Source organism: Pseudomonas sp. Pse79, from assembly GCF_024519615.1.
Taxonomy (GTDB): domain Bacteria; phylum Pseudomonadota; class Gammaproteobacteria; order Pseudomonadales; family Pseudomonadaceae; genus Aquipseudomonas; species Aquipseudomonas veronii.
Genome location: NZ_JALJRR010000020.1, coordinates 68,141 through 91,994 on the forward strand (window position 1 = coordinate 68,141; position 23,854 = coordinate 91,994).

19 protein-coding genes are annotated in these 23,854 nt (G+C 61.9%); 8 read left to right on the plus strand and 11 right to left on the minus strand.

Features of this window, described 5'->3' with window-relative positions; all coding sequences use genetic code 11:
- Positions 1-56 precede the first annotated feature (56 nt).
- Both NR164_RS22590 and hemN read left to right on the plus strand, forming a co-directional pair.
- Positions 57-1,367 carry a coproporphyrinogen III oxidase gene (locus NR164_RS22590; RefSeq protein WP_046488404.1) on the plus strand — a complete coding sequence of 437 codons (1,311 nt, stop codon included), beginning with the start codon at positions 57-59 and terminating at the stop codon, positions 1,365-1,367.
- Positions 1,364-2,749: an oxygen-independent coproporphyrinogen III oxidase gene (gene hemN, locus NR164_RS22595; protein ID WP_046383783.1), complete on the plus strand. Its 1,386-nt coding sequence runs from the start codon at positions 1,364-1,366 to the stop codon at positions 2,747-2,749. The genes NR164_RS22590 and hemN overlap by 4 nt, the downstream gene beginning before the upstream one ends.
- Before the next feature lie 95 nt (positions 2,750-2,844).
- Here the strand turns inward: hemN and NR164_RS22600 are convergent, their stop codons facing one another.
- Positions 2,845-3,537: an NUDIX hydrolase gene (locus tag NR164_RS22600; RefSeq protein WP_256823287.1), complete on the minus strand. Its 693-nt coding sequence runs from the start codon at positions 3,535-3,537 to the stop codon at positions 2,845-2,847.
- A 145-nt stretch (positions 3,538-3,682) separates the two neighbouring features.
- Between NR164_RS22600 and NR164_RS22605 the strand changes: the two genes are divergently transcribed.
- Genes NR164_RS22605 through nadE form a run of 3 tightly spaced genes read left to right on the plus strand, consistent with a single transcriptional unit; the run spans position 3,683 to position 6,376 of the window.
- Positions 3,683-4,330, plus strand: coding sequence for a nicotinamidase (locus NR164_RS22605; protein ID WP_046488398.1), 648 nt, complete (start codon positions 3,683-3,685; stop codon positions 4,328-4,330).
- Positions 4,331-4,341: 11 nt separating this feature from the next.
- Positions 4,342-5,559 carry a nicotinate phosphoribosyltransferase gene (gene pncB, locus NR164_RS22610; RefSeq protein ID WP_232591635.1) on the plus strand — a complete coding sequence of 406 codons (1,218 nt, stop codon included), beginning with the start codon at positions 4,342-4,344 and terminating at the stop codon, positions 5,557-5,559.
- 1 nt (position 5,560) lies between these two features.
- A complete protein-coding gene (nadE, locus tag NR164_RS22615) occupies positions 5,561-6,376 on the plus strand; it encodes an ammonia-dependent NAD(+) synthetase (RefSeq protein ID WP_177034035.1) in 816 nt (271 codons plus the stop codon).
- Positions 6,377-6,399: 23 nt separating this feature from the next.
- Here nadE and NR164_RS22620 read toward each other — a convergent pair whose 3' ends face one another.
- From NR164_RS22620 to NR164_RS22650, 7 genes are read right to left on the minus strand one after another with little or no spacing between them, the layout of a single operon-like run.
- Positions 6,400-7,431: an ABC transporter substrate-binding protein gene (locus tag NR164_RS22620; protein WP_079443607.1), complete on the minus strand. Its 1,032-nt coding sequence runs from the start codon at positions 7,429-7,431 to the stop codon at positions 6,400-6,402.
- 14 nt (positions 7,432-7,445) lie between these two features.
- Positions 7,446-8,543, minus strand: coding sequence for an FAD-binding oxidoreductase (locus NR164_RS22625; RefSeq protein WP_256823288.1), 1,098 nt, complete (start codon positions 8,541-8,543; stop codon positions 7,446-7,448).
- A complete protein-coding gene (locus NR164_RS22630; protein WP_256823289.1) occupies positions 8,540-9,883 on the minus strand; it encodes an NAD(P)/FAD-dependent oxidoreductase in 1,344 nt (447 codons plus the stop codon). Before NR164_RS22630 ends, NR164_RS22625 begins: the two co-directional genes overlap by 4 nt.
- Positions 9,880-10,170: a (2Fe-2S)-binding protein gene (locus NR164_RS22635; RefSeq protein WP_046383765.1), complete on the minus strand. Its 291-nt coding sequence runs from the start codon at positions 10,168-10,170 to the stop codon at positions 9,880-9,882. The genes NR164_RS22630 and NR164_RS22635 overlap by 4 nt, the downstream gene beginning before the upstream one ends.
- Positions 10,170-10,964, minus strand: a complete 795-nt coding sequence (locus tag NR164_RS22640; RefSeq protein WP_057004791.1) for an ABC transporter permease — start codon at positions 10,962-10,964, stop codon at positions 10,170-10,172. Before NR164_RS22640 ends, NR164_RS22635 begins: the two co-directional genes overlap by 1 nt.
- A gap of 4 nt (positions 10,965-10,968) precedes the next feature.
- Positions 10,969-11,814 (minus strand): ABC transporter permease, encoded by an 846-nt coding sequence (locus tag NR164_RS22645; RefSeq protein WP_046383763.1) that lies wholly within the window; start codon positions 11,812-11,814, stop codon positions 10,969-10,971.
- A complete protein-coding gene (locus NR164_RS22650; protein ID WP_046488378.1) occupies positions 11,811-12,839 on the minus strand; it encodes an ABC transporter ATP-binding protein in 1,029 nt (342 codons plus the stop codon). The genes NR164_RS22645 and NR164_RS22650 overlap by 4 nt, the downstream gene beginning before the upstream one ends.
- Before the next feature lie 243 nt (positions 12,840-13,082).
- On the opposite strand from NR164_RS22650, the gene NR164_RS22655 reads away from it, so the two are divergent.
- Positions 13,083-13,913, plus strand: a complete 831-nt coding sequence (locus tag NR164_RS22655) for an IclR family transcriptional regulator (protein ID WP_046383761.1) — start codon at positions 13,083-13,085, stop codon at positions 13,911-13,913.
- 418 nt (positions 13,914-14,331) lie between these two features.
- Here the strand turns inward: NR164_RS22655 and NR164_RS22660 are convergent, their stop codons facing one another.
- On the minus strand, positions 14,332-15,210 hold the full coding sequence (locus NR164_RS22660; RefSeq protein WP_057004789.1) for a GGDEF domain-containing protein: 879 nt from the start codon (positions 15,208-15,210) through the stop codon (positions 14,332-14,334).
- Between the two features lie 396 nt (positions 15,211-15,606).
- Here NR164_RS22660 and NR164_RS22665 point away from each other — a divergent pair, with 396 nt between their 5' ends.
- Both NR164_RS22665 and NR164_RS22670 read left to right on the plus strand, forming a co-directional pair.
- Positions 15,607-18,468: an ATP-binding protein gene (locus NR164_RS22665; protein ID WP_372340298.1), complete on the plus strand. Its 2,862-nt coding sequence runs from the start codon at positions 15,607-15,609 to the stop codon at positions 18,466-18,468.
- Positions 18,458-19,570: an HD domain-containing phosphohydrolase gene (locus tag NR164_RS22670; RefSeq protein WP_079443613.1), complete on the plus strand. Its 1,113-nt coding sequence runs from the start codon at positions 18,458-18,460 to the stop codon at positions 19,568-19,570. The genes NR164_RS22665 and NR164_RS22670 overlap by 11 nt, the downstream gene beginning before the upstream one ends.
- Here the strand turns inward: NR164_RS22670 and NR164_RS22675 are convergent.
- Together NR164_RS22675 and NR164_RS22680 are read right to left on the minus strand one after the other, a co-directional pair.
- Entirely contained in the window at positions 19,567-20,265 is a 699-nt protein-coding gene (locus NR164_RS22675; RefSeq protein ID WP_079443614.1) for a response regulator, read from the minus strand. The two genes, NR164_RS22670 and NR164_RS22675, sit on opposite strands and share 4 nt — an antisense overlap.
- Complete coding sequence (locus tag NR164_RS22680; protein ID WP_177034024.1) at positions 20,246-23,623, minus strand: ATP-binding protein; 3,378 nt, start codon at positions 23,621-23,623, stop codon at positions 20,246-20,248. The genes NR164_RS22675 and NR164_RS22680 overlap by 20 nt, the downstream gene beginning before the upstream one ends.
- Positions 23,624-23,854 lie beyond the last annotated feature (231 nt).

A 23,854-nucleotide genomic window follows, 5' to 3' on the forward strand; every position in this document is an offset into this window, starting at 1 on the left:
CGTGTGGCCCAAGCGCACCGGACAATGCACCACCGCCGCCCGAACCGGAGTCCGTCATGCGTACCCTTCTTCATCCCGCTCGCTTTCGTCACGATCAAGGCGTGTTGGACTTGGCTTGCCAAACGGACACCCGTCGCTTCCATGCCGGTGTCGGCTCCCTTGACCTGTTGCGCGCCTTGCGCAACAGCCGCCAGTGCCAGCGGCCCCTGGCATTGAACCTGCACTGGCCGGCGGGCGACGTTGGCGCTGAGTATTTGCACAGCCTCACCCAGGAAATCCAACTGATCGGCTGCCAACTCGGCGGCCGCCAGCCGGTCGATCACTTTCACCTGCGCGGCACCACACCGGCGTTCGCCCAGGTGCAGCAGTTGATGGCGCAGTTGCACGAGCGCTTCAATTTTCTCGACCACGACCGGGGTGACTACTGCGTCGACCTCGACCCCGGGCACACGGACTGGGCCACCATGGGCCTGCTGCGCGAACAAGGCTTCAACCATGCAAGCATCGGCGTGCCGGACGCCAACCGCGAGGGGCCGCTGTGCCAGGCGCGGTATCAGGACCCGGCGCCGATCGAATCGCTGGTGGATGCGGCCCGCACCTTCGGGTTTCGCTCGGTGAACATCGACCTCGGCTACGGCCATGCCTGGCAGACCCCGGCCAGTATCGAGCTGAAACTGGCCAGCCTGATCGCCCTGGAGCCGGATCGCTTGCAGGTATTCGATTACGCCCATGCGCCTGTGCGCTATCAATCCCAACAACCCCAGGCGTTCAGCAGCGAGGCGGATAAGAGCGCGATGCGCCGTATTTGCTTCCAGCTCCTGGCCGCGGCGGGCTATCACTACATCGGCCTGGGGCAGTTCGCCCGGGCCGACGACGACCTCAAGCAAGCCCAGGAACGCGGGCGCCTGAGCCGTAACTGCGAAGGCTTCACCCTGCACGGTTACTGCGACCACATCGGTTTCGGCGTGGGCGCCATCAGCCAGATCGACACGTTGTGCGCGCAGAACACGGCCGATGCCCGCGAGTACCGTGAGCAACTGGGCAATGGTCAGCTCGCCACATGCCGGGGCTGGTTCCGCGAAACCTCTGACCCGGTGCGCCTGCACGTGGCCGAACGCCTGGCCTGTGACCTGGAGCTGGATGTGCAGGCGGTGGAACGGCGCTACGGCCTGGTGTTCGCACGCTATTTCGCCTACCTCTGGCCGTTGCTGGAAGCGCTGCACCGCGACGGTCTGATCGAGCTGTCCCCGACGTTCATCTGGTTGCTGCCCGCCGGCCTGCCGCAGGTGGACGGTATTTGCGCATTGTTTGAACGTGCCGTGCTCGCCACCCCGGTCAGCGCCAACGACGAGGTGATCGACACATGAGTGCTTTTGAATTCGACCGTGCCCTGGTCCACAAATACGACCGACCGGGGCCACGCTATACCTCGTACCCGACCGCGCCGCAGTTCAACAGCGCCTTTGCCCTGGATGACTATCACCAGGCGGTCCGCGCCAGCCATGAGGTGGCCGCGCCCAAGGCGTTGTCGGTGTACATCCACATCCCGTTTTGCCAGAGCCTTTGCTATTACTGCGGTTGCCACAAGATCATCACCCGCAAGACCCATCGGGCCGTGGAGTACCTGGCGTATCTCAAGCGTGAGATCCAGATGCAGGCGGCGCTGTTCGAGCGTTCCCGGCGCCTGACCCAGTTGCACCTGGGCGGCGGTACGCCGACCTATCTGGACGACGCGCAATTGGCCGAGCTGATGGCCTGCCTGGCCGAACACTTCACCCTGGATGACAGCGACGCCCATGAGTTCTCCATCGAGGTCGACCCGCGCACCATCAGCGTTGAGCGGATCAACACGTTGCGCGGCCTGGGCTTCAATCGCCTGAGCTTCGGCGTGCAGGACTTCGACCCCGACGTGCAGGCGGCGGTCAATCGTGTGCAAAGCGAAGCGCAGATCCTGCAACTGGTGGCCGCGGCGCGTGAGGCGCGCTTCAAGTCGGTGAGCGTCGACTTGATCTATGGCCTGCCGCTGCAAACCGTGGACAGCTTCGACGTGACCTTGAGCAAGCTGATCGCCCTGCGCCCTGATCGGGTGGCGGCTTACAGCTACGCACACCTGCCGAGCCAGATCCGCGCCCAGCGCATGATCCGTCCCGAAGACATGCCGCCGCCGGCGCGCAAGCTGGAACTGCTGGAACTGACCATCCGCCGCCTGACCGAGGCCGGTTACGTCTACATCGGCATGGACCACTTCGCCTTGCCCGACGACGAGCTGGCGCTGGCCCGTGCCAACGGTACCTTGCAGCGCAACTTCCAGGGCTATTCGACCCACGCCGACTGCGACCTGATCGGCCTCGGCGTGTCGGCCATCGGCAAAGTCGGTGACAGCTACAGCCAGAGCGTCAAGGAACTGTCCCAGTACTACGCCCGACTCGACGCGGGGATGCTGCCGGTGCAGCGCGGCTATCGGCTCAACCCGGATGACGTACTGCGCCGCGAGGTGATCAATGGCCTGATGTGTGATGGTCGAGTCGACTTCCCACAGATCGAGGCCACCCATGGCGTGCGCTTCAACGACTATTTCGCCGAGGCACTGCTGCAATTGGACGAGCAGGTGGCGGACGGGTTATTGCTGATCCAGGCCGATGCGCTGCAACTGTTGCCCAAGGGCCAACTGATGGTGCGCAGCGTGGCGATGGCCTTTGACGCCTACCTGGGCGGCGCGCACAAAGGCCAGTTTTCCCGCACGGTTTAAGCGAAGAGGCCTGTATCCGCTGTGGGAGCTGTTGATCGCCATGTCCGCCCGCAGCGCGGTCCCACATTTGATCGTGGTTGTTTTTGAATACCGAGCTAGTCGGCAAAACTGCGATCGAAGAAATAAATCTTCCCAGGCTTCAAATTCTCCATCGTCGCCTGGGGCCTGCCGCCTTCGCCTTGTTTCTTGCGCCCCGTTTCCCGCAAATATCCCTGCTCAGTCAGCTTCAGCAAACGCTGGCGAATGCTGGTCTTCAACACCGGCCGCGCGAGCACCAGTGAGAAGATCGCCGTCGCTTCCGGGGCGCTGAATTCCTGGCCCAGGAACATCAGCGGCAAGCTGCTGTACAGCGACTTGGACAGTAACCGCTCCTGCACGGCGGCCACGATGGTGTTGTGATCGAACGGCAACTTGATGCGGCCGTCGGCTACCGCATCCAGCGAAAACCAGCCTTGATGCTCGCCCAGCGTCACCTCATCCGCGATGATCGCCAGGTAGAAAGTGGACGACGACCAGCAACGCGGGTCGCGGAACGCGTCGCCCACCGTACCCACTTGCTCGCTCCACACCAGGTCGAGGCCGACTTTGTCACTCGCGCGCAGGCGCTCCACGGCATCCGTGAGACTCAGGTCCTGCACGTCGCCATTCACCACCATACCCGGCAGGGCCCAATGCCCGGCGAAGGGTTCGGCGTCGCGCTTGTTCAGCAGCAGCTTCAGTTCTCCTGCCGCGCGGCAGTAGAACAGCACGCACAGGTCGACGGTGTGGAGGTAGGCGCTAAGTGGCATGTGCAGTCCTTCTAAACAGCGGGGGGCACAGTCTAACGGATCGAACAAATATGTCATGTACTGACTAAAGCCTAGATAAACAAATCTTTCTTGCAATGAAAGTACATGACGTGTACTTTTGTTTTCAAGCCAAAGGAGACCCGCCATGACCCTCTCGAAACATGCCATCGCTTCATTCGACGTCGACGCCCAGAAGAGCTTTACGCCGCTGTGCCCCAACGAATTGCCAGTGGCCGAAGGGGACCTCATCGGTGCCGAACTCAACTACATGGCCAGCCTCGCGGGCTACCGTGTCGGCAGCAAGGACGCCCACACTCCGCATGCGCCGTGGGTGGTCAAGCAACACAGCGAGATGCTGCAACCCACCGGCCTGGCTCATGCTGACGTCACCTGGGTCAGCCACTGCGTGCCGGGCACCGAGGGCTTCACCCTGCTCGACGAACTGCCCACCCCGTATGACTACGATTACTTCATCTGGAAAGGTGTCGAACCCGACCTGCACCCTTACGGCGCCTGCTACCACGACCTGCACGACAAGCTGTCCACGGGCGTGATCGAGTACCTCAAGGCCCAGGGCGTAAGCCGCGTGATCGTCGGCGGCCTGGCCCTCGACTACTGCGTCAAAACCACCGCGTTGCAACTGCTCAAGGCCGGCCTGGAAGTGGTGCTGCACCTGCCGGCGTGCCGCGGTATTACGCAGGAGGGCGGCGTACAGGCCGTCAACGAGTTGCTCAAGGCCGGTGCCGGCATCAGCCGCACCCGCGAAGAACTGGCCGCGATGGCCACGCGTTAAGGAGATACGCCATGGAAAGTGCCTACGACTACGAAACCCCGGTGATCCAGGGTTTGCTCGACACCGACTACTACACCTTCACCATGATGCAGGCTGTGTTGCACCAGCATCCGAATGTCGACGTCGAGTACAACTTCATCGTCCGTTCCAAGGAAAAACTGGGCCACTTGATCCCGCAACTGCGCGATGAACTGGAAAAACTCGCCGGCCTGCAGATGCGCGAAGGCGAGCTGCGCTTTCTGTTCAACCCACGCTTTCGCGAATACCTCACGCCGGATTACGAGCGCTTCCTCGGCCTGTTCCGCTTCAACCTGCGCTATATCCACGTCAGCGAAGTCGACGGCCAACTGAACATCCGCGTCGTCGGCCCGATGTTGCACTGCATCATGTTCGAACAGCCGGTATTGGCGCTGGTCAGCGAGCTGCGCAACCGTGACAAATACCCCGATGTGAGCCTGGAGGACGTCACCCGCAAGCTCTACCAGAAATTTGACTGGCTGGAGAAAAACCTCAGCCGCGACGAACTTGCCGACCTGCGCGTCTCCGACTTTTCCACGCGCCGGCGCCTGTCGTTCAAGGCCCAGCGCGAAGTGGTGGACATCATGCGCCGCGACTTCCCCGGCCAGTTCGTCGGCACCAGCAACGCGCACCTGGCCTACGCGTTCGACCTGCCGCTGATCGGCACCATGGCCCACCAATGGTTGATGGTGCACCAGCAACTGGGCCGCCTGCGCGAAAGCCAGAACGCCGCCCTGGAAAACTGGGTACGTGAATACCGCGGCCGCCTGGGTATCGCCCTGACCGACTGCATCAGCACGGACTTCTTCCTGAAGGACTTCGACCTGTACTTCGCCAAGCTCTACGACGGCCTGCGCCAGGACTCCGGCGACCCTATCGTCTGGGCCGATAAAGTCCTGGCCCGCTACAAACAACTGGGTATCGACCCGATGACCAAGGACCTGATGTTCTCCGACGGCCTGAACTTCGAGAAATGCCTGCCGATCCTGCGCCATGTGCGCGGCAAGGCCAGGTTCGGCTTCGGCATGGGCACCAGCCTGGCCTGCGATGTGGAAGGCGTCGAGCCGCTGAGCATCGTGATGAAACTGGTGCGGGTACACGGTGAGCCGGTGGTGAAATTCTCGGATGACCCGATCAAGAATGTCTGCGAAGACGCTTCGTTTTTGCGGTACGCAACGCAAGTATTCAACGTCGGCCGCGTGGAGGTGTGACATGCAAACCCAGGACCGTATTGCCCTGGAACTGAATATCAACCGCTCGTTGGTCAAGGGGGGCGCGCCCCGGGAGATCCAACGGCGTATCGACTTCATCAAAACCACCCTGCGCCATTCCGGTTGCAAGGCTCTGGTGCTGGGCATCAGCGGCGGCGTCGATTCGCTGACGGCCGGGCGCCTCTGCCAACTGGCGGTAGAGCAACTGCGCAGCGAAGACTACGCCGCAGGCTTTATCGCCCTGCGCTTGCCCTACAAAACCCAGGCCGACGAAAGCGACGCCCAGGCCTCCCTGGCCTTCATCACCCCCGACCACATCGACACCCTCAACATCGCCGCCAGCGTCGACGGCCTGATGGCCTGCCTCACCGCCACCGAAGCCAGCGCCGCACAGGTCGACTTCATCAAAGGCAACGTCAAGGCCCGCACCCGCATGATCGCGCAGTACGCGATGGCCAACCTGCACAACGGCCTGGTGGTCGGCACCGACCACGGCGCCGAAGCATTGATGGGGTTTTTCACCAAGTTCGGCGACGGCGCGTGCGACCTGGCGCCGTTGTCGGGCCTGACCAAGACCCAGGTGCGCCTGCTGGCTGATGCCCTCGGTGCCCCGGCGAATCTTGTGCACAAACAACCTACCGCCGACCTCGAAGAGCTGGCACCGGGCAAGCTGGATGAGCAGGCATACGGCTGCACTTATGAAGAGATCGACGCCTACCTGATGGGTGAGCCGGTGAGCGAACGGGTGCGAACGATTGTGGAGCAAGCCTATCTGAAGACCGCCCACAAACGCGCGCTACCCATCGCACCTCGGTAGGCGCCGAGCAGGCTGATGAAACGCTACCGCTCAATCGACCGACTCCACCGCGCATTCCACTCCGGCCGCGCCTGGTTCACCTGGTCCCAATCAATCGAAATCGCCGTCTGCAAATAACCCTGCATCGCCTCCACTCGGGCGCGGGTCTTGTCGCTGGTGGGCGTGGTCGGGTTTGACGGGATCTGATCACCTTCCTCCAGCGCCGGCGCCTGGGCTTCGGCGGTCAGCAGGAAGGCCGCGAGTTTCTGCGCCAGTTCCGGTTGGTCGTTGCGTGCGATCACGCATTCGGCCACGTTCAGCACCACGGCGCCTTCCTTGGGTTGCGCGTATTCCATCGGCACGCCGAGCAGTTTCTGGGTGGCGACCTGGGTCGGGGTGAGGGGGAAGATCGCCGCTTCGTCGGTTTGCACCATCTCGGAGATTTTCGCGGAGCTGGCGATGTACTCCAGCACGTTGGGGCCGACGGTTTTGGGCCAGGCCTTGAAGCCCGGTTCCACGTTGGTCTCTGAGCCACCCTGGAGGCGGTTGAACATCAGGAAACCGTGCAGGCCGAAGGTCGATGAGGCCAGGGACTGGAACACCACTTTGTCCTTGAAGCGCGGGTCGGCCAGGTCCATCCACGAGGTCGGTGCAGCCCAGCCTTTCTCTTTGAACAGCCTGGCGTTGTAGCCCAGGCCGGTGACGCCGAGGGTCACGGCCACGGCTTGGTCCTTGATTTTCGCCTTGGCCGGGATCTGCTCCAGGGTCGGGCTCGGCGCCAGTTTGTCGCACAGGCCCATGGAGATGGCGCGGTACATGATGCCGTCGTCGAGGAACATCACATGCATCTGCGGGTTGTCTTTGTTGGCCTGGACCTTGGCGAGGATGTCCGACGACGTGCCGGGCACGATCACCACCTTGACGTTATTGGCCTTTTCGAACGCGGGCAGCACCTTGTCGGCATACACCCGTTCCATGGTGCCGCCGTTCATGCCCAGGTACAGCGTCGGGGCCGCATGAGCGGTGGAGGCGAGCAGAGCGAGGGACAAGCAGGACAGCGCAATACGAGTATTCATGGATGTTTTTCCTCTCAGGCTTGGAAACGACGGATGGAAAACGCTTCGATGGGTTGCCGGCTGGCCCCTGTGCAGACGATCTCTGCCAGGGCTTCACCGACCGCCGGGCCCAGCTGGAACCCGGCGCCGGCAAAGCCGAAACCGTGGAGCAGGCCAGGCTGGGTGCTGCTGGGGCCGATCACCGGTTCATGATCGGGTAGGTAACCTTCGGTGCCGCTCCAGGTGCGAATCGCCTGGGCACCCTTGAGAAACGGGTACAGCTCGCCGGCATGGCGCAGAATCTCCAGCACCGCCGCTTGCCCGGGCCGCGCCTGCCGGGGGCCAAGCGCAAAACCGCGACCGCCGCCGAGGATGCAATTGCCCCGGGCCACCTGGCGCGCATAAATCCCGCCGCCTTCGACACCGGTGCTGACGTTCATCACCACGGCCAGCGGCTCGGTGACCAGCATGGCCGGGTGCGCAGACGTCATGGGGACCGGCTCGCCGAATTGCGCGGCGACGGTCCCTGCCCAGGCGCCGGCGCAATTGAGCAGCCATGGCGCCTGCAGGTGCAGGCCGTTGGCGCAATCCACCTGGAACTGGCGGCTGTCATGTTCGATGCGGATCACCTCGGCCTGCTCGTAGACACACGCGCCAAGGCGCTGCGCGGCACGGGCGAAGGCGGGGGATACCAGGCGCGGGTTGGCATGGCCATCTTCGGGGCATAACGACGCACCCACTGCGATATCCCCGACCCACGGAAAACGTGCGCGCAGTTCGGCGTAATCGAGCAACTGCAAGCCCAGGCCAAAGCCCCGCGTGTGTTCGGCATACGCCTGCAACGCGGCAAAATCTCCATGACTGCGCGCCAGTTTCAAATGCCCGGAGCGCACGTATTCGCCGTCGATACCGATCAAGCCGGGCAGGTCGGCCCACAATTGATGGGCGCGCTGCGACAACGGCAACTGATGCAACGGGCGTCCCTGGCGCCGCACGCCGCCATAGTTCACGCCACTGGAGTGCGAGCCGCAGAAGTCCCGTTCCACCAACGCCACACGCTGACCTTTGTGCGCCAGCATCAAGGCCGCCGACGCACCGACAATCCCGCCGCCGAGGACGATGACGTCGATCATGGCTGCACCTCCACGCCAAACGGCAGCGGCTTGATCGGGGCCTGGCCGCGCAAACGCCCGACGTCTTCTATCCCGCGACCGCTGCGCTCGGCGACGATTTCAGCCGCCGCCAGCCCGCACATGCGCCCCTGGCAGCGGCCCATGCCCACCCGGCAATGGGCCTTGACCCGATTGATTTCCCAATGACCTTCGTCCACCACGGTGCGGATATCGCCAACCCGGACTTCTTCACAGCGACACAGCATCAAGTCGTCCGGCGCCTGCGCGGCCCAGTCTGCCGGGAAGGGAAACGCCGTCTCCAGGCCCTGGCGAAAGCGCTGGATGCGCGCCAATTGCCGCTCAAGCAGGGCCGGGCGCTGATGATCGATCGCGACGCCTGCATCCGCCAGCACCGCCAACGCCGCCCGCTCACCGGCCATCTGCGCGGCATCGGCACCCATGATCCCGGCACCGTCGCCCGCCAGGTACACACCGTCGACGCTGCTGCGCCCGGCACGGTCCCGTTGCGGCAGCCACGCACGGTTCAAGGCATTCCAGGCAAATTCGCAACCGAGCAGGTCCGCCAACTGCGTCTCGCTGCGCAGCGCATGGGCGAAGGCCACGGCGTCGCAGGCCAGGGTGTGCTTGCGCCAACGTATGCCGCTGACCCGTTGTTCACCGTCGATCTGCTGCAGCGTCACGCCCTGATGCACGGGAACGCCGTGGGCCGTGAGCCAGGCGCGGTAATACAAGCCCTTGGCCAGGGTCGCCGGTTGTCCGAGCAGCGCCGGCAAGGCGCGGCATTGGGCGCTGAACGGCGCGCTGTCGAGCACGGCGACTACATTGGCGCCGGCCTTGGCGTATTGATATGCCACCAGATACAGCAACGGCCCGCTGCCACAAAACGCCACGCGTTCGCCGATGGCGCAACCTTGGTACTTCAAGGCGATTTGCGCCGCACCCAGGCTGTAGACACCGGGCAAGGTCCAGCCCGGCACCGGCAGGATACGGTCGGTGGCGCCGGTGGCGACGATGATCCGCGAATACTCGACACTGGCTGCGTGACTGTTGCTCAACAAGTCCAGGCGCCGATCCTCGGCATTCCACACCAGGGTTTCGGGCCGGTAGTCGATCAGCGGCGCCAGTTCATCCAGGGTGCGATGCACGGCCTCGGCCTTACCCGCCTCGAATCCGTATATTTGCCTGGCGGTGCGTTGGAAGCCTGGGGGTTGGCGGCGATAGATCTGCCCGCCGCCGCGCAGGCTTTCGTCCACCAGGCAAGGCGTTACGCCGTGGTCGAACAGGGTGCGCGCGGCACTGATCCCCGCCGGGCCTGCGCCCACGATCACCACCGGCTTCATAGCTGGCGCCCCGGGTCGCGGCTGATCGCCTGGCCTTCCTCCAGCAGGGTCGAACAGGCGCGCACGCGTTGTCCGTCCGCCAGGCGCACCCAGCAGTCCTGGCAGGCGCCCATCAAGCAAAACCCGGCGCGGCGTTCGGCACTGAAATCGCTGCCGCGCAGGTGCTCGGCGCAGGTCAGTACCGCCGTCAGCAGGGTGTCGCCGAGCAAGCCTGTGGCCGGTTGCCCGTCGAGGGTAAACGCCAGGGCAGGGCGTGCGGTTTCGGTCAATCGTTTGAACAAGGCCATCAATGTTTTCCCACCAGCACGCGATCCAGGCCGTAGACCCGGTCGAGCACAATCATGGCCGCCGCCGTGAGGGCAATCACCAGCGCCGACACTGCAGCCATCATCGGGTCGATGGATTCGGTGGCGTACACGTACATACGCACCGGCAAGGTTTGCGTGGCCGGCGAGCTGACGAAGATCGATAAGGTCACTTCGTCGAAACTGTTGATGAAGGCCAGCAACCAGCCGCCGGCCACGCCGGGCAGGATCATCGGCAACGTCACCAGGCGAAACAGCGTGAAGCGTCCGGCACCGAGCGATTCGGCCGCCTGCTCGGCACTGCGATCGATCCCGATCGCTGCCGCCAATACCAGGCGCAGCACATAGGGCGTGATGATCACCACGTGCGCCAGCATCAGCCAGGTGAAGCTGCCGTTGACGCCCATCAAGGCGAACAACCGCAGCATCGCCACCCCCAACACCAGGTGCGGGATGATGATCGGCGACAGGAACAACGCACTGAAGAAGTTACGTCCCGGGAACTGATACCGGCTGATTGCAAGCGCCGCCGGCACTGCAATCAGCGTCGCCAGGGTTGCAGCGGTAAATGCCAGGATCAGGCTGTTGTAGAACGCCTGGATAAAGTCGGCACGCTCGAACACCGCGCGAAACCAGCGCAGGGAGAAGCCCGACGTGGGCAGGCTCAAGGTATTTTCCGGGGTGAAGGCCACCAGGCACACCACCACCAGCGGCGCCATCATGAACATCACCACCAGGCCGTGGAAGCCAAGGGCCAAAGGACCGTTTCTGGACATGCGCTTAAACCCCCAGGGATTTTTTGTAGCGGCCTTCGACCATGCGGTTCCAGCTCAGCATGATCAGCAGATTGACCAACAGCAGGACCACCGCGATGGTCGCGCCCATGGGCCAGTTGAGTTCCGAGAGGTACTGGTCGTACACCACGGTGGCGACCATTTTCAGGCGCCGCCCACCAAGCAGGCCGGGGATCGCAAAGGAGCTGGCGGCCAGGCCGAACACGATCAGGGTGCCGGACAGCACGCCCGGCATTACCTGGGGCAACACGATCTTGCGCATCACCGTGGCCTGGCTCGCGCCCAGCGACAAAGCCGCCTGTTCGGCCGAGGGGTCGAGCTTTTGCAGGGAGGTCCACACTGGAATGATCATGAACGGCAGCATCACGTGTACCAGCGCAATGATCACCGCGAACGGCGTGTACAACAGCTTCACCGGGCGCCCGCCCAATGCCTGGATCACCTGGTTGACCAGCCCGTCGGCGCCGAGCAGCAGGCTCCAGCCGAACGCTCGCACCACCACCGAAATCAACAACGGCGTGAGGATCAGGATCAGGAAGATCGAGCGCCACGGCGTACCCATGCGGCTGAGGATGTAGGCTTCGGGCACGCCAATCACCACGCAGAGCAGCGTCACTAGCGCGCTGATCCAGAAGGTGCGCCAGAAGATTTCGTAGAAGTACGCGTCGCTGAACAACGCCAGGTAATGAGCCAAGGTCCACTCATCAGCCTTCACCCCCACTTGGTAGTCGAACACGTTGAACGACAGCACCAGGGTCAGGCCCAGCGGCAGAATCAGCAGCCCGGCGAACAGCAGCAACGCCGGCAGCGAGAGTAGATAGCCGCGACTCATGGGTGCACCTCATCCGCCGTCAGCACCCGCAGCAACTCGGCTTGCCAGTCCAGGCCGACTGCCGCGCCGCAACCCAGCGGCGCGCTGCCGTCGTTGCTGCGCACCACGGTGATTTCGCCCAGCGCGGTATGGATTCGGTACAGCCACTGGCTGCCGAAGAAATAGCGGTCGAGCACCTGGCCTTGCAGGCGACCTTCGCTTGCGCCCACCAGCTGGATTTTTTCCGGGCGCAGGCTCAAGACCAGTTCGCCGTCACCCGCGGCGTGGCGCACCTGCGGGATGCCGCGTGCGTCGTAATCGCCGGCCAGCAGGTTAGCCTTGCCGACGAAGTCCGAGATAAAGCGCGTCCGCGGGTGTTCATACAGCTTGTAGGGCACGTCGATCTGCGTCACGCGCCCGGCCTGCATCACCACCACACGGTCGCTGATGGACAGCGCCTCGGCCTGGTCATGAGTGACCATCAGGGTGGTGATGCCCACCGCGTGCTGGATGCGGCGGATTTCAAACTGCATCTCTTCGCGCAGGTTCGCGTCGAGGTTGGACAGCGGCTCATCCAGCAACAATACCGGCGGCTCAATCACCAGCGCGCGCGCCAGGGCCACGCGTTGGCGCTGGCCGCCGGACAATTCCCGGGGGTAACGGTCGGCGTGGGGGGCCAGGCGCACCAGCTCCAGCACGGTCTTGACCTTGGCGGCGATCTCGGCGGCCGGCACTTTGCGCATCTTCAGGCCGAAGGCGATGTTGTCGCGCACGGTCATGTGCGGGAACAGCGCATAGCTTTGGAACACCACGCCCAGGCCACGGCTGGCGGGCTTGGCGCGGGTGATGTCGCGACCGTCGAGCAGGATCTGCCCAGCGCTCACGTCGACGAAGCCGGCGATCATTTGCAGGGTGGTGGTCTTGCCGCAGCCCGAGGGGCCGAGCAGGGAAACGAACTCGCCTTTTTCCACCGCAAGGTCAGTGGCGACCACCGCGTCGACGGCGCCGTAGCGTTTGCTCAAGGCGTTGAGTTGGAGAAATGCCATGTCTGCGTTCCACCTTTTTTTGAGTCGCGTCGAAACGCGCTTTTTTGTTTTGGGCAGATGCGAAAAGGGTGTTGCGGGTGCGTTGGCGCTCGATCTTGAGTCGGCTTCCGGTTGTTGTTCATTTCGCCCCTGTGGACGCAGATTAGGACGAAGACTAGGATGGGCGAAAGATAGAATTTCACTGAATGGAGTGTTTTTTTCAGTTTTATTCACTGACAAGAATTATTGATGAGATAACACGTTATGAATTCTACTGAGCGGAATGAAAATACCAAGGAAGTGGGTGCGGGCGGCGTGTCTCGCTTGTTCGCATTGCTGCGTACCTTGGGCGGCGTGCCCGACGGCGGCGAACGCGTGACCCAGCTCGCACAACAGGTCGGCCTGTCCCAACCCACCACCCACCGCCTGCTGCGCAGCCTGATGGATGAAGGTATGGTCGAGCAGGACGCGCGCAGCAAACGCTACCGCCTGAGCCTGGAGTTCTTCGCTCTGGCGGCGAACGCGGGCAAGACCGGCAACCTGCGCGACCTGGTAAGGCCGAGCATGCTGCGCCTCAGTGCGTCCCTGGGGGATTCATTGTTTTTGCTGGCGCGCAGCGGCTTTGATGCGATCTGCCTGGACCGCAGCGAAGGCCCGTACCCGATTCGAACTTTCACGGGTGATATCGGCGGGCGCGTGGCATTGGGTGTGGGGCAGGGTAGCCTGGCGATCCTGGCCTTTTTACCGGAGGAAGAGCGCGAGACGGTGATCCGCTACAACTTGCCAAGGCTCAAGGATTTTCACCTGTATGACGAGGTGCTGTTGCGTTCGGAAGTGGAGAACGTGCGCAATCTGGGTTATGCGGCGCGCAATACCGGCGTGCTGGAAGGCATGGCGGGATTGGCGGTGCCGATCCTGAACCGGGACGGCCATGCGGTGGCAGCATTGAGCGTGGCGACCATCAGTGACCGGTTGGGGCCGAGTCGCCTGCCGATGGTGGTGGAGTTGCTCAAGCGCGAAGCGGCGGCGATCGGGCCCCGGATCAATCCGTTTGATCCGACGCTGCGCCGGCCCTCACAGACCTTTGGTGGGTAGGTCATCCAGATACCGAGACCTGCAGCGCGCCAGCTCCAGAGCGTAGCGTCCAAGCCCCTTGACGCACATCCGTTTTCGGCAGCAAGAATCGGAGTGCGGGTACATTTCGAACACCCTTACGGTGAGACTCCAAACTTAGAGGCGTTCACCATGGCTTCCGTATAGTTGGCCTTTTCCCCTTAACTACTGCAACAACTTTTTTACGGCGGCGGGCTTATTTGTTTAGCGGTGTGGTTCGTTCTCAGCAAGAGCAAACCGAAGCAAGAACCCGCACCTGCCTCGGATTGATCCAACCACTCAACTGCCCTCAACGATTTCTCATCTGATGGGCGGGTGACCACGTAAGTGAATACCATGTCTTGGTTTCGCGCCGTCCGCTGGATGACTTGGCCGGGCGGACGCACTTCTTGAGTTTGACTTATGTACCGGGCTCTTTATTGTCTAAAAAACGATGCCTTTTCATCCGGTACATTTCATTATCCGAGTAGGTGAGCAGTGTGTCGGCATCCTTGCCGTCCTCGGGATAATAGGCAACGCCGATACTGCACGACGGCATCTTGAGTGCGCCGAATTCAGGCGGTAGTGGCGCAGCCATGACGTCGTGAATCTGTTCTAACTTTTTGGAAATGGCGTCTCTCGACTGGATATCGGTCAACAGCACCGTAAATTCATCGCCGCCCATCCGGGCCACGGTATCCGTCTCACGTATGCAGCTTTCTAGACGTCGGGCAATCATGCAAAGAATACGATCCCCCGCGGCGTGGCCATGGACGTCATTGATACTCTTGAAGTCATTGATATCCAGAAACAGCAAAGCCAACTGACTATTGTGACGGTGCGCGACGTGCAGGGCAGATTTCAGTCGATCACTGAAAATCGAGCGGTTGGTTAGTTTTGTCAGCGGATCATGATGCGCGAGGAAACGTAACTCCTCCTCGGCCTGAGTCAAAGCCGTCACGTTGCGTGCGACGCCAATCCTTGCACCAACCTCTTCCGACCAGAATGCCGCCCACAGGATGTACACGACGCCTCCATCCTTACGGATGTAACGGTTGCGGAAATCGAAGTGGAATTGACCATTCATGACGCGGGCAATCGAGTCCCGTGTGCTAGCCAGGTCTTCAGGATGCATATAGCGGGTGATAGGAGTGCCGTTCAGCTCGTCAGGACGGTAACCCAGCAGGGCCTCACAGGCATCACTCACAAAAACAATGTGGTCGTCTCTATCAACCACAAACACTGTATCCAACATCAGATGGATCAGTTTGGGGTAGAGCGCTTGTAGGTCAACGGCCATAAGTCATGGGGCATATCCGATTCATAGAGCGCGATCATAGCCTGATCGATAAGGCCTGCGGCGAGTAATCTTACCGGCAAGTATGGGAGCACGTATGCCAGGCGAATACGACCTCACGCCACTCTTGCTTGGTGCGATGGTGTCTGCCTAAACGCGGAAGCTGTTTGCCCTGGATTTATCCGCCTTGATGCGAGCCAAGCTCAGTCAGCAGACGATTGACCGCCGCGCTTGATTCTTCCATTTCGCTTGCGGCGCGCAGTACAGCGCTCCAGTCATTTTCAATGATTGCCCTCATAAAAAGTATGGAAACGCTTCGCCGGATGAGCTATCGTTTTTTTGACATCGTATTGCCACTATACAAATAACAGGCTGATGCCATTTGCAGGAGTGCTGGTAGTGAATGAAAGCTCTTCTCAAATAGGCTTGCGTCAGTGGATCTGGCGGGCGTTCATGCAGAGTGCATTAATCCCGTTGGTCCTGGTGGAGACGATTCTGATTGCTTGTTACCTGCTGACCAATCAGGCGATCCGTGTATCGCAACTCGATTATTTGGAACGCAGTGCAATTGAAAGCCTTGGCGCAACTGCCGACCAGAACACCCGAATCATTCAAGATCAATTAACCCACATCGCCGATGTCACTCAGCTATTTGCGGATATGACGGCCAACTCACTGCGTGCCGCCTCAACACCCTTGAGTGAAACATTAAGCACTTCTGCCGATGGGGCTCTTTACAGTGGAAAAGACCTGGGCGGAGCGGCGTCGTTCTACTCGTCGGTCACACCTGTCGCGCAACAGAACCTGGGTAAAGTGCAGAAGTTGTCCAGCCTCGACCCATTGATGCGTGCGATCAAAGATCATGAACCGATGGTCGCCAGTGTCTATTTCAATACGTGGGACAGTTACAACCGGATTTATCCGTGGATTCGTGCCGATGAACAATATCCGCATGATATGCAGATACCCGGTTATAACTTTTATTATCTGGCCGATGCCGAACATAACCCGCAGCGAGGGGTTCGCTGGACTGACGTCTACCTCGACCCGGCGGGTCATGGCTTGATGATGTCCGCGATCGCGCCTGTTTATGAGCGCAACTTTCTCGAAGGCGTGGTCGGGCTGGATATCACCGTGGGCGATCTGCTGAAAGAAATTTCCACGCTTAAGGTGCCGTGGGGCGGGTACTTGATGCTCGTCGGCGCGGACATGAAGATCATGGTGTTACCGCCCGAAGCCGAACATGACTTTGAAAAAGGCAACTGGAGTGGTTCGGGGGCAAAGGCCACGAATGAAGGCGCGGTCAACCTTGCGGATTCAAATCTGATCGATGCGGTGGACCCTCGGGAGTTGGCGGCCGCTGTCGCGCGCAATAGTCGTGGCAGCGCCGAAATCGTGCTCAACGGGCGCACCCATTTGGTCGCATGGGCCGAAGTGAAGCCGGCGGGCTGGCGATTGCTGGCGGTCGCCGATGAAGAGGACGTCATGGCGGCCACGAACAGCTTGGCGCTCCATTACCGCAACATCGGCTATTTGATGATTGCCGGCCTGGTGATGTTTTACCTCGCGTTCTTCAGTTACATGTGGATTCGTGCGCGTAAATTGAGCCATAGCCTGCGGCGGCCGATCCGCGATATCAGAGACATGCTGCAGCAAATTGGTCACGGCCAGTGGCTCCCGCAGCGCGCGCGTTCGAGCATTCGTGAGCTGGATGAAATGGCGGGCAACGTGCTGTCAATGGGCGCCCAACTGTCATCCAGTGAAGCACGGCGCAACGCGGCGCAGAACCGCCTCAATCTTGTCGTTGAAAGCATCACCGCCGGGCTCTGGGAATACCGCCTGGATACTGATCGCCTGTCGTTGAGCGAAGCGTTCTGCACCCGTTTCGGGGTGCCGGCGTGCCAACTGGAGCGCTTCTGTTTTTACGATCACGTCGACCCCGAAGATGTGCAGGCGCTTGATCGGGCGCTCAACGCGTTGCGCACCGGCGCCGCATCGGTGATCGACCTGGAGTTACGTTTATTGCGGCCCGATGGCTCGCCGATCTGGTTTTTGTGCCGTGGACGCCTGATCGAGTCTCTCGATGCGCGCATGCGTTTATCCGCAGGTACGTTTGTCGATATCGACACGCTTAAACAGGTTGAAGAGGATCTGCGTCGCCGTACCCTTGAAGCGCAAGGGGCGAGCAAGGCGAAGTCGCGTTTTATCTCCAGCATGAGCCACGAATTACGCACACCGCTGAATTCGATTCATGGATTCGCCCAGTTATTGCGCCTGCAAGTGGCCGATGGGCAGGAGGAGGCCAAATCCCTTGATGAGATCCTGGGCGCCAGCCAGCACTTGGCTCACCTGGTCGACGATTTGCTCGACTGGTCGAGCCTGCAGGCGGAGGCGCCGCGCTTGCAGATGCGTGTCCTGGAGGTCGACGGACTGATGCGCGAATGTGCCGAAATGGTCCGTTCCCAGGCCAAGGCTGCGGGTCTTGACCTTGAGTTGCAGTCGACGAGCCCCGCGCTGAGTGTGCTGGCCGATGCCAGGCGCCTGCGCCAGATCCTGCTGAACCTGCTGTCCAACGCCATCAAGTACAACCGCCCTCACGCTCGCTTGTTCATGGGGGCTGAACTCCATGACAAGGGGCGCGTGAGGGTGTTTGTCGAAGATGGCGGCGCAGGTATTTCCGCGGCCCTGCAAGGCGCGCTGTTCGAGCCGTTCCAGCGTTTGGGCCAGGAAAACACCGCAATCCAAGGCACCGGTATCGGCCTTGCGTTGTGCCGAGAACTCGCCACGTTGATGAACGGCAGCATGGGGCTCATCAGCGAAACGGGGGTCGGCAGTCGCTTTTGGGTCGATCTGCCCCAAGGCATCGCGGCACCCAAGGTCCACAAGCGCTTGCTCTCGCTGTGTTTCGTGGGGCAGGACGACAAGACGCTGCGCTGTCTTGAAGACACGTTGACGGGCATGGTGGACCTGCGCCACGGAACGCTTGCGCAGTGTCTGGAGCAGGTACGGCGCGACACGGCGCCGGACGTCATGCTGATTGACTGTGACTTACTGGGAAATGACTTGACCGATGCGCTGTCGCGGTTACGACGTTTGCCAGGTGGCGATCAAATCCTTCTTATTCTGCTGTGTACATCACCACACCTGCTCGCGACGTTGGGGTGTGAGTTTCAAGCAGTGCTTAAACAACCGCTGGAACCCAATGAGCTACGCGAACTCATACGCGCGATGATGCAAGTGGAGAAACCGAATGTTCAGTGATATCCCCGCCGATACCCGAATTGTGATTATCGATGATGTGGCTGCGAACCTGCGCTTGCTGGAGTCCAGCCTGAAAGCCTTCGGTTTGCGCAACGTCTTGAGTTTCGCCGACTCGGCCAGCGGGCTGGTTTGGCTCAAAGAGCAACCGTGGGATCTGCTGCTATTGGATCTGGATATGCCCGCGCCCGATGGGTTTGAGATTCTGCGCCAACTCAGCGATCGCAATCGCTCAAGGTCTCCCGTGATTATCTTGACGGCATTGAGCGAGCCGCAAAGCCGCCGTCTCGGCCTTGAACTGGGGGCCAACGATTATCTGACCAAACCGTTGGATTTGCCTGAGCTGCTATTGCGCATACGCAACGCTCTGCGCTTGTCCCATGCCACCCGCCAACTGCAAGACCTGAACAGCGAGTTGGAGCAAAGGGTGTTTGAGCGCACCGCTCAGTTGCAGGAAAGTTATTGCGCCATGATCCGCGCATTGAGTCGCGCGGCCTGCTATCGCGATGATGAAACGGGCGCCCATGTATTGCGCATTGGCGAAACCGCGGCCTTGATGGCCGAAGCAATCGGTATGCCGCAGAGGTGGTGCGAGCTGATTCGATTGGCGGCGCCGATGCATGACTTGGGGAAAATCGGCATTCCTGATCGGATCTTGCACAAGGAAGGCCCATTAACCGTGCCGGAACGCCAGCAGATGATGGAGCATCCGCGCATCGGCCATGCAATCCTGCAAGATGCACACGCCACGGACCTGACCGATATGGCCGCGGACATTGCCTATGGTCACCATGAAAAATGGGACGGCAGCGGCTATCCGCAAGGGCTTGCCGGAAAGGACATTCCGCTGTCGGCAAGGATTGTCGCGTTGTGTGATGTCTATGACGCGTTGCGTATGGAACGTCCCTATAAGCGGGCCTGGAGCCCTGAGCGGGCGCAGGCCTATATTCTTGAACAATCGGGCGTGCATTTTGATCCGGAGCTGGTGACGGTGATGCGCCGCTGTTTCGGCCCGGTTGAACAACTCATCGAGGATGACGCCGAACTGGCTGGCGTACACAAGCAACGACAAGCCGATGCGGGCACTGGCCAGCCCCCACATTAAAACGTCGCCAACATGGGCGCCCGGCTCGGGCTCATCGCGGCCAAGGCCACCGACGTCGCCGCCGTGCGCGTCTCCACCCCCAACTTCACATACACATGTTCCAGGTGCTTGTTCACCGTCCGCGGGCTCAGCCCCAAGATATCGCCGATGTCCCGATTGGTCTTGCCGCACGCCACCCAGCGCAGCACCTCGACCTCGCGCTCGGTCAGTTGAAAGCGTGCCGACAACAGCTTGTGCGCCGGCTCATCCTCCAGGGTCAACACACTCGGTTGCGTCGCCGCCCGCGCCGACAGCAGGATGCGCGAGGTGCGTAAATGCGCCGCCACCCGCGCCAGCACCTCGTCGGTCTGGATCGGCTTGGTCACGTAGTCGCTGCCGCCCACTTCAAAGCCTTGCACTACATGCTTGCTGTCGGTCAGCCCGGTCATGAACACCACCGGGATGTCCGCGCTGGCAGGTAACGCCTTGAGCCGGCGGCAGGTCTCGAAACCGTCCAGGCCCGGCATCATCGCGTCCAGCAGGATCAGGTCCGGGCGCCGACGTTGCACGCGGTTCAGCGCGCTGAGCCCGTCGAGCGCCACCAGCACCATGTAGCCGGCGTCGTCGAGGGCGTCGGAGAGCATGGCCAGGTTGTCCGGGGTGTCGTCGACGATCAGTACCACGCCGGGTTCAGTGCTACGGGTGAGTACATTCATCTTCGGCCTCCTTGAGGGTTCGGTTGAGTTCATCCAGGCGGAAACCCTTGAGCAACCCGCGCACTTTGCTGATGAACGGTGCGGCGTCCGGGCGGTGTTCGAGGATCGTGTCGAGTTTTTCGTGCAGGCCCCGCACGTAGCCGATCGCGCTGAGTTCGGCGAGCACGGCGAGGTCGTCGGCGCTCGGCAGCACGCTGGGCGGTGGCGGCGCGACGAAGGTTTTGGTGCGTCGCAGCCATTGCAGGCCGAGGTGTTGTTGCAGGCGTCCGAGCAGTTCCGGGGTACGCACCGGCTTGGCCAGGTAGTCGTTGCAGGCGGCGGCGATGCTGCGTTCGCGGTCGTCGGTAAAGGCGTTGGCCGAGATCACGATGATCGGCGCGGTGGACAGCGCATTGCGGCGGATCAGCCGGCTGGTTTCCAGGCCGTCCAGGGTCGGCATCGACAGGTCCATCAGGATCAGGTCGGGCGCCAGCAGCGCGACCTGGCGAATCGCATCCTGGCCGTTGCTCGCCTGGATCACCTCAAAGCCCAGAGGCGTGAGCATGCCGCTGAGTACCTTGCGGTGGTCCACATGGTCGTCCACCACCAGAATGCGCCGGCGTGCGCCCTGGTAGCCGATGATGTCGTGTTCCACATGCACCACCGCCTGCGGCGCGCGCACCTGGGACAGGAACAGGCGCACCTGGAAACAGGTGCCCTTGTCCAGCTCGCTGGTAACGCGTAGCTCGCCGCCCATCAGCGCGGTGAGCATGCGCGTGATGGTCAGCCCCAGGCCTACGCCCTTGTCCTGGCGCATCAGGTCGCCGCGCTCGAACGGTTGGAAGATCCGCTCGATCTGCCCGGGGTCGATGCCGATGCCGGTGTCGATGATTTCAAAGTTGGCGGTCTCGCGCATGTAGCTGACCCGCAGGCACACTTCGCCGCTGTCGGTGAAGTTCACCGCATTGCCGAGCAGGTTGATCAGGATCTGGCGCACGCGTTTTTCATCACCGCGCACCACGGCGGGGATCTTGCCGACGCAGTCCAGGCGAAAGCGCAGGCCCTTGTCCTGGGCTTGGGGGGTGAACATCTGCTCCAGGTCGTGGATCAGTTCGGGGAAGGGGATTTCGGTGAGTTCCAGGCGTAACTTGCCGGCCTCGATCTTGGCCACGTCGAGCAGGCCGTCGATCAATGACAGCAAGTGCGAGCCGCTGCGCAGGATGGTCGCCAGTGCGTCCTGGTGCTGCTCGGGCATGGCGCTGTCGCGCTGCAGGATCTGGGTGAAACCGAGGATGCTGTTCAGCGGTGTGCGCAGCTCGTGGGACAGCCCGGTGACGTAGCGGCTCTTGGCGGCGTTGGCGGCTTCCGAGGCTTCCTTGGCCTGTTGCAGCGCCTGGTCGGTGAGGCTGTGGGCGTCGATTTCCTGCATCAGCAGCAGGGTCTGGCGGTCGGATTCCTGCTGGGCGACGCGGCGGCTTTCGCGGGTCAGCACCACCCACCAGGCGAGCACGGCGGCCAGCACCGACAGGGTCAGGAACGCTTTGAAGAACGCCTGGTACAGGGTTTGCGAATGCGGCAAACCCTGGGCCGCCTGCACGTAGATCAAGGCCAGGGCGCCGGCGAGCAGCAGCACCAGCACCGATAACAGCCCCAGGTAATGGGCCAGCCGCGTATGCAGGCGCGGCATCAGGCTGTTGGGCAGCAACCGGCGCAGCACGCCTTCAAACTGGCTGACCAGCCGCGCATGGGGTTTGCAACGGTCGCCGCAGCGCGCATCCAACGAGCAACACAACGAACAGATGGGCGTGCTGTAGGCCGGGCAGAACGCCATGTCCGCCGTCTCGAACGGGTTGCTGCACAGCCCGCAGACCGCATGGGTGGCGGGTGCCACCGGGTGAATCAATTGGGCGTCGCTGGTGCGTGCGATGTAGTACTTGCCCTGGGTCATCCAGGCCAACAGCGGCGCCATCACCAGCGCCGTGCCGAGGGCGACGAAGGGCGGCGCGGCCTGGGCCAGGGCGCCAAACAGGCCGAAGTGAGCGAGGATCGACAGCAGCGAGGCAATCAGCATCGAGCCGACACCCACCGGATTGATGTCGTAGAGGTGCGCGCGCTTGAACTCGATGTGTTTGGGCGACAGTCCCAGGGGCTTGTTGATCACCAGGTCGGCGACCAATGTACCGATCCAGGCAATCGCAATATTCGCGTACAGCCCCAGCACCTGATCGATCACGTCGAACACGCCCAGCTCCATCAGCATCAACGCAATGGCCACGTTGAACACCAGCCACACCACGCGCCCGGGGTGACTGTGGGTGACGCGGGCGAAGAAGTTCGACCAGGCCAGGGAGCCGGCGTAGGCGTTGGTCAGGTTGATCTTCATCTGCGAGATGAACACGAACAGCACCATGGCGCCGAGGGCCCACTCCGGCGAGCTGAACACATAACGGAAGGCGACCAGGTACATCTGGGTCGGCTCGGCGGCGCGTTCCATGGGGATTTCATGTTGCAGGGCAAGGAACGCCAGGAACGCGCCGCCAAACATCTTCAACGCGCCGGGGATAATCCAGCCGGGGCCGGAGCAGAGCAGGGCGGCCCACCAGCGCTTGCGGTTGGCGGCGGTCTTTTCCGGGAGAAAGCGCAGGTAGTCCACTTGCTCGCCGATCTGCGTCACCAGCGACAGCGCCACGGTACAGGCGGCGCAGAACGCCAGCAGGTTGAAACCGCCGCCGTCGCCGCTGCGCCCGACAAAGCTGGTCCAGTCGCTGAACGCGTCGGGGTTTTTCCACCACACGAAGCCATAGGGCAACACCAGCAAAAACAGCCACAGCGGTTGGGTCCACAGTTGCAGGCGACTGATCAGCGTGACGCCGTAGGCCACCAGCGGAATCACCAGCAGCGAGCAGATCACATAGGCGAAGGCCAGCGGGATATGAAAATACAACTCCAGTGCCAGCGCCATGATCGCCGCTTCCAGGGCGAAGAACAGGAAGGTGAAGCTGGCGTAGATCAGCGAGGTGATGGTTGAACCGATATAGCCGAAGCCGGCGCCACGGGTCAGCAAGTCCATGTCCACGCCATAGCGGGCGGCGTAATAGCTGATGGGCAGTCCGGTGAGGAAGATCACCAGGCTGATGGCCAGGATCGCCCAGAAGGTGTTGGTGAAGCCGTAACTCAGCACCAAGACGCCGCCGATCGCCTCCAGCGCCAGGAACGACACCGCGCCCAGGGCGGTGTTGGCGATGCGCAGCTCCGACCACTTGCGAAAGGATTTGGGGGTGTAGCGCAGGGCGTAGTCTTCCATGGTCTCGTCGGCGACCCAGGAATTGTAGTCGCGGCGGATCTTGACGATGCGCTGGGTGCCGGGAGGGGATTGCACGATGGTGAGGCTCCGCAGAGTGGACGAAGGGAGTGAGCAAGTTCCATGCCCTCGACTGCGCTGGGAGCCAGATGTGGGAGGGAGCTTGCTCCCGATGGCGCTGTGTCAGTCGCTAATCAGTTGACTGACCCACCGCCATCGGGAGCAAGCTCCCTCCCACATTGGTCAGCGGTGGCTGGGCGGACGCGATCCTGCCCTGCATTGGTGCGCAACGGCATACGTCAAATGACG

Coding starts and splice junctions, on each gene's coding strand:
- NR164_RS22590 (WP_046488404.1), top strand. CDS start 57: ATGCGTACCCTTCTTCATCCCGCTCGCTTTCGTCACGATCAAGGCGTG.
- hemN (WP_046383783.1), top strand. CDS start 1,364: ATGAGTGCTTTTGAATTCGACCGTGCCCTGGTCCACAAATACGACCGA.
- NR164_RS22600 (WP_256823287.1), bottom strand. CDS start 3,537: ATGCCACTTAGCGCCTACCTCCACACCGTCGACCTGTGCGTGCTGTTC.
- NR164_RS22605 (WP_046488398.1), top strand. CDS start 3,683: ATGACCCTCTCGAAACATGCCATCGCTTCATTCGACGTCGACGCCCAG.
- pncB (WP_232591635.1), top strand. CDS start 4,342: ATGGAAAGTGCCTACGACTACGAAACCCCGGTGATCCAGGGTTTGCTC.
- nadE (WP_177034035.1), top strand. CDS start 5,561: ATGCAAACCCAGGACCGTATTGCCCTGGAACTGAATATCAACCGCTCG.
- NR164_RS22620 (WP_079443607.1), bottom strand. CDS start 7,431: ATGAATACTCGTATTGCGCTGTCCTGCTTGTCCCTCGCTCTGCTCGCC.
- NR164_RS22625 (WP_256823288.1), bottom strand. CDS start 8,543: ATGATCGACGTCATCGTCCTCGGCGGCGGGATTGTCGGTGCGTCGGCG.
- NR164_RS22630 (WP_256823289.1), bottom strand. CDS start 9,883: ATGAAGCCGGTGGTGATCGTGGGCGCAGGCCCGGCGGGGATCAGTGCC.
- NR164_RS22635 (WP_046383765.1), bottom strand. CDS start 10,170: ATGGCCTTGTTCAAACGATTGACCGAAACCGCACGCCCTGCCCTGGCG.
- NR164_RS22640 (WP_057004791.1), bottom strand. CDS start 10,964: ATGTCCAGAAACGGTCCTTTGGCCCTTGGCTTCCACGGCCTGGTGGTG.
- NR164_RS22645 (WP_046383763.1), bottom strand. CDS start 11,814: ATGAGTCGCGGCTATCTACTCTCGCTGCCGGCGTTGCTGCTGTTCGCC.
- NR164_RS22650 (WP_046488378.1), bottom strand. CDS start 12,839: ATGGCATTTCTCCAACTCAACGCCTTGAGCAAACGCTACGGCGCCGTC.
- NR164_RS22655 (WP_046383761.1), top strand. CDS start 13,083: ATGAATTCTACTGAGCGGAATGAAAATACCAAGGAAGTGGGTGCGGGC.
- NR164_RS22660 (WP_057004789.1), bottom strand. CDS start 15,210: ATGGCCGTTGACCTACAAGCGCTCTACCCCAAACTGATCCATCTGATG.
- NR164_RS22670 (WP_079443613.1), top strand. CDS start 18,458: ATGTTCAGTGATATCCCCGCCGATACCCGAATTGTGATTATCGATGAT.
- NR164_RS22675 (WP_079443614.1), bottom strand. CDS start 20,265: ATGAATGTACTCACCCGTAGCACTGAACCCGGCGTGGTACTGATCGTC.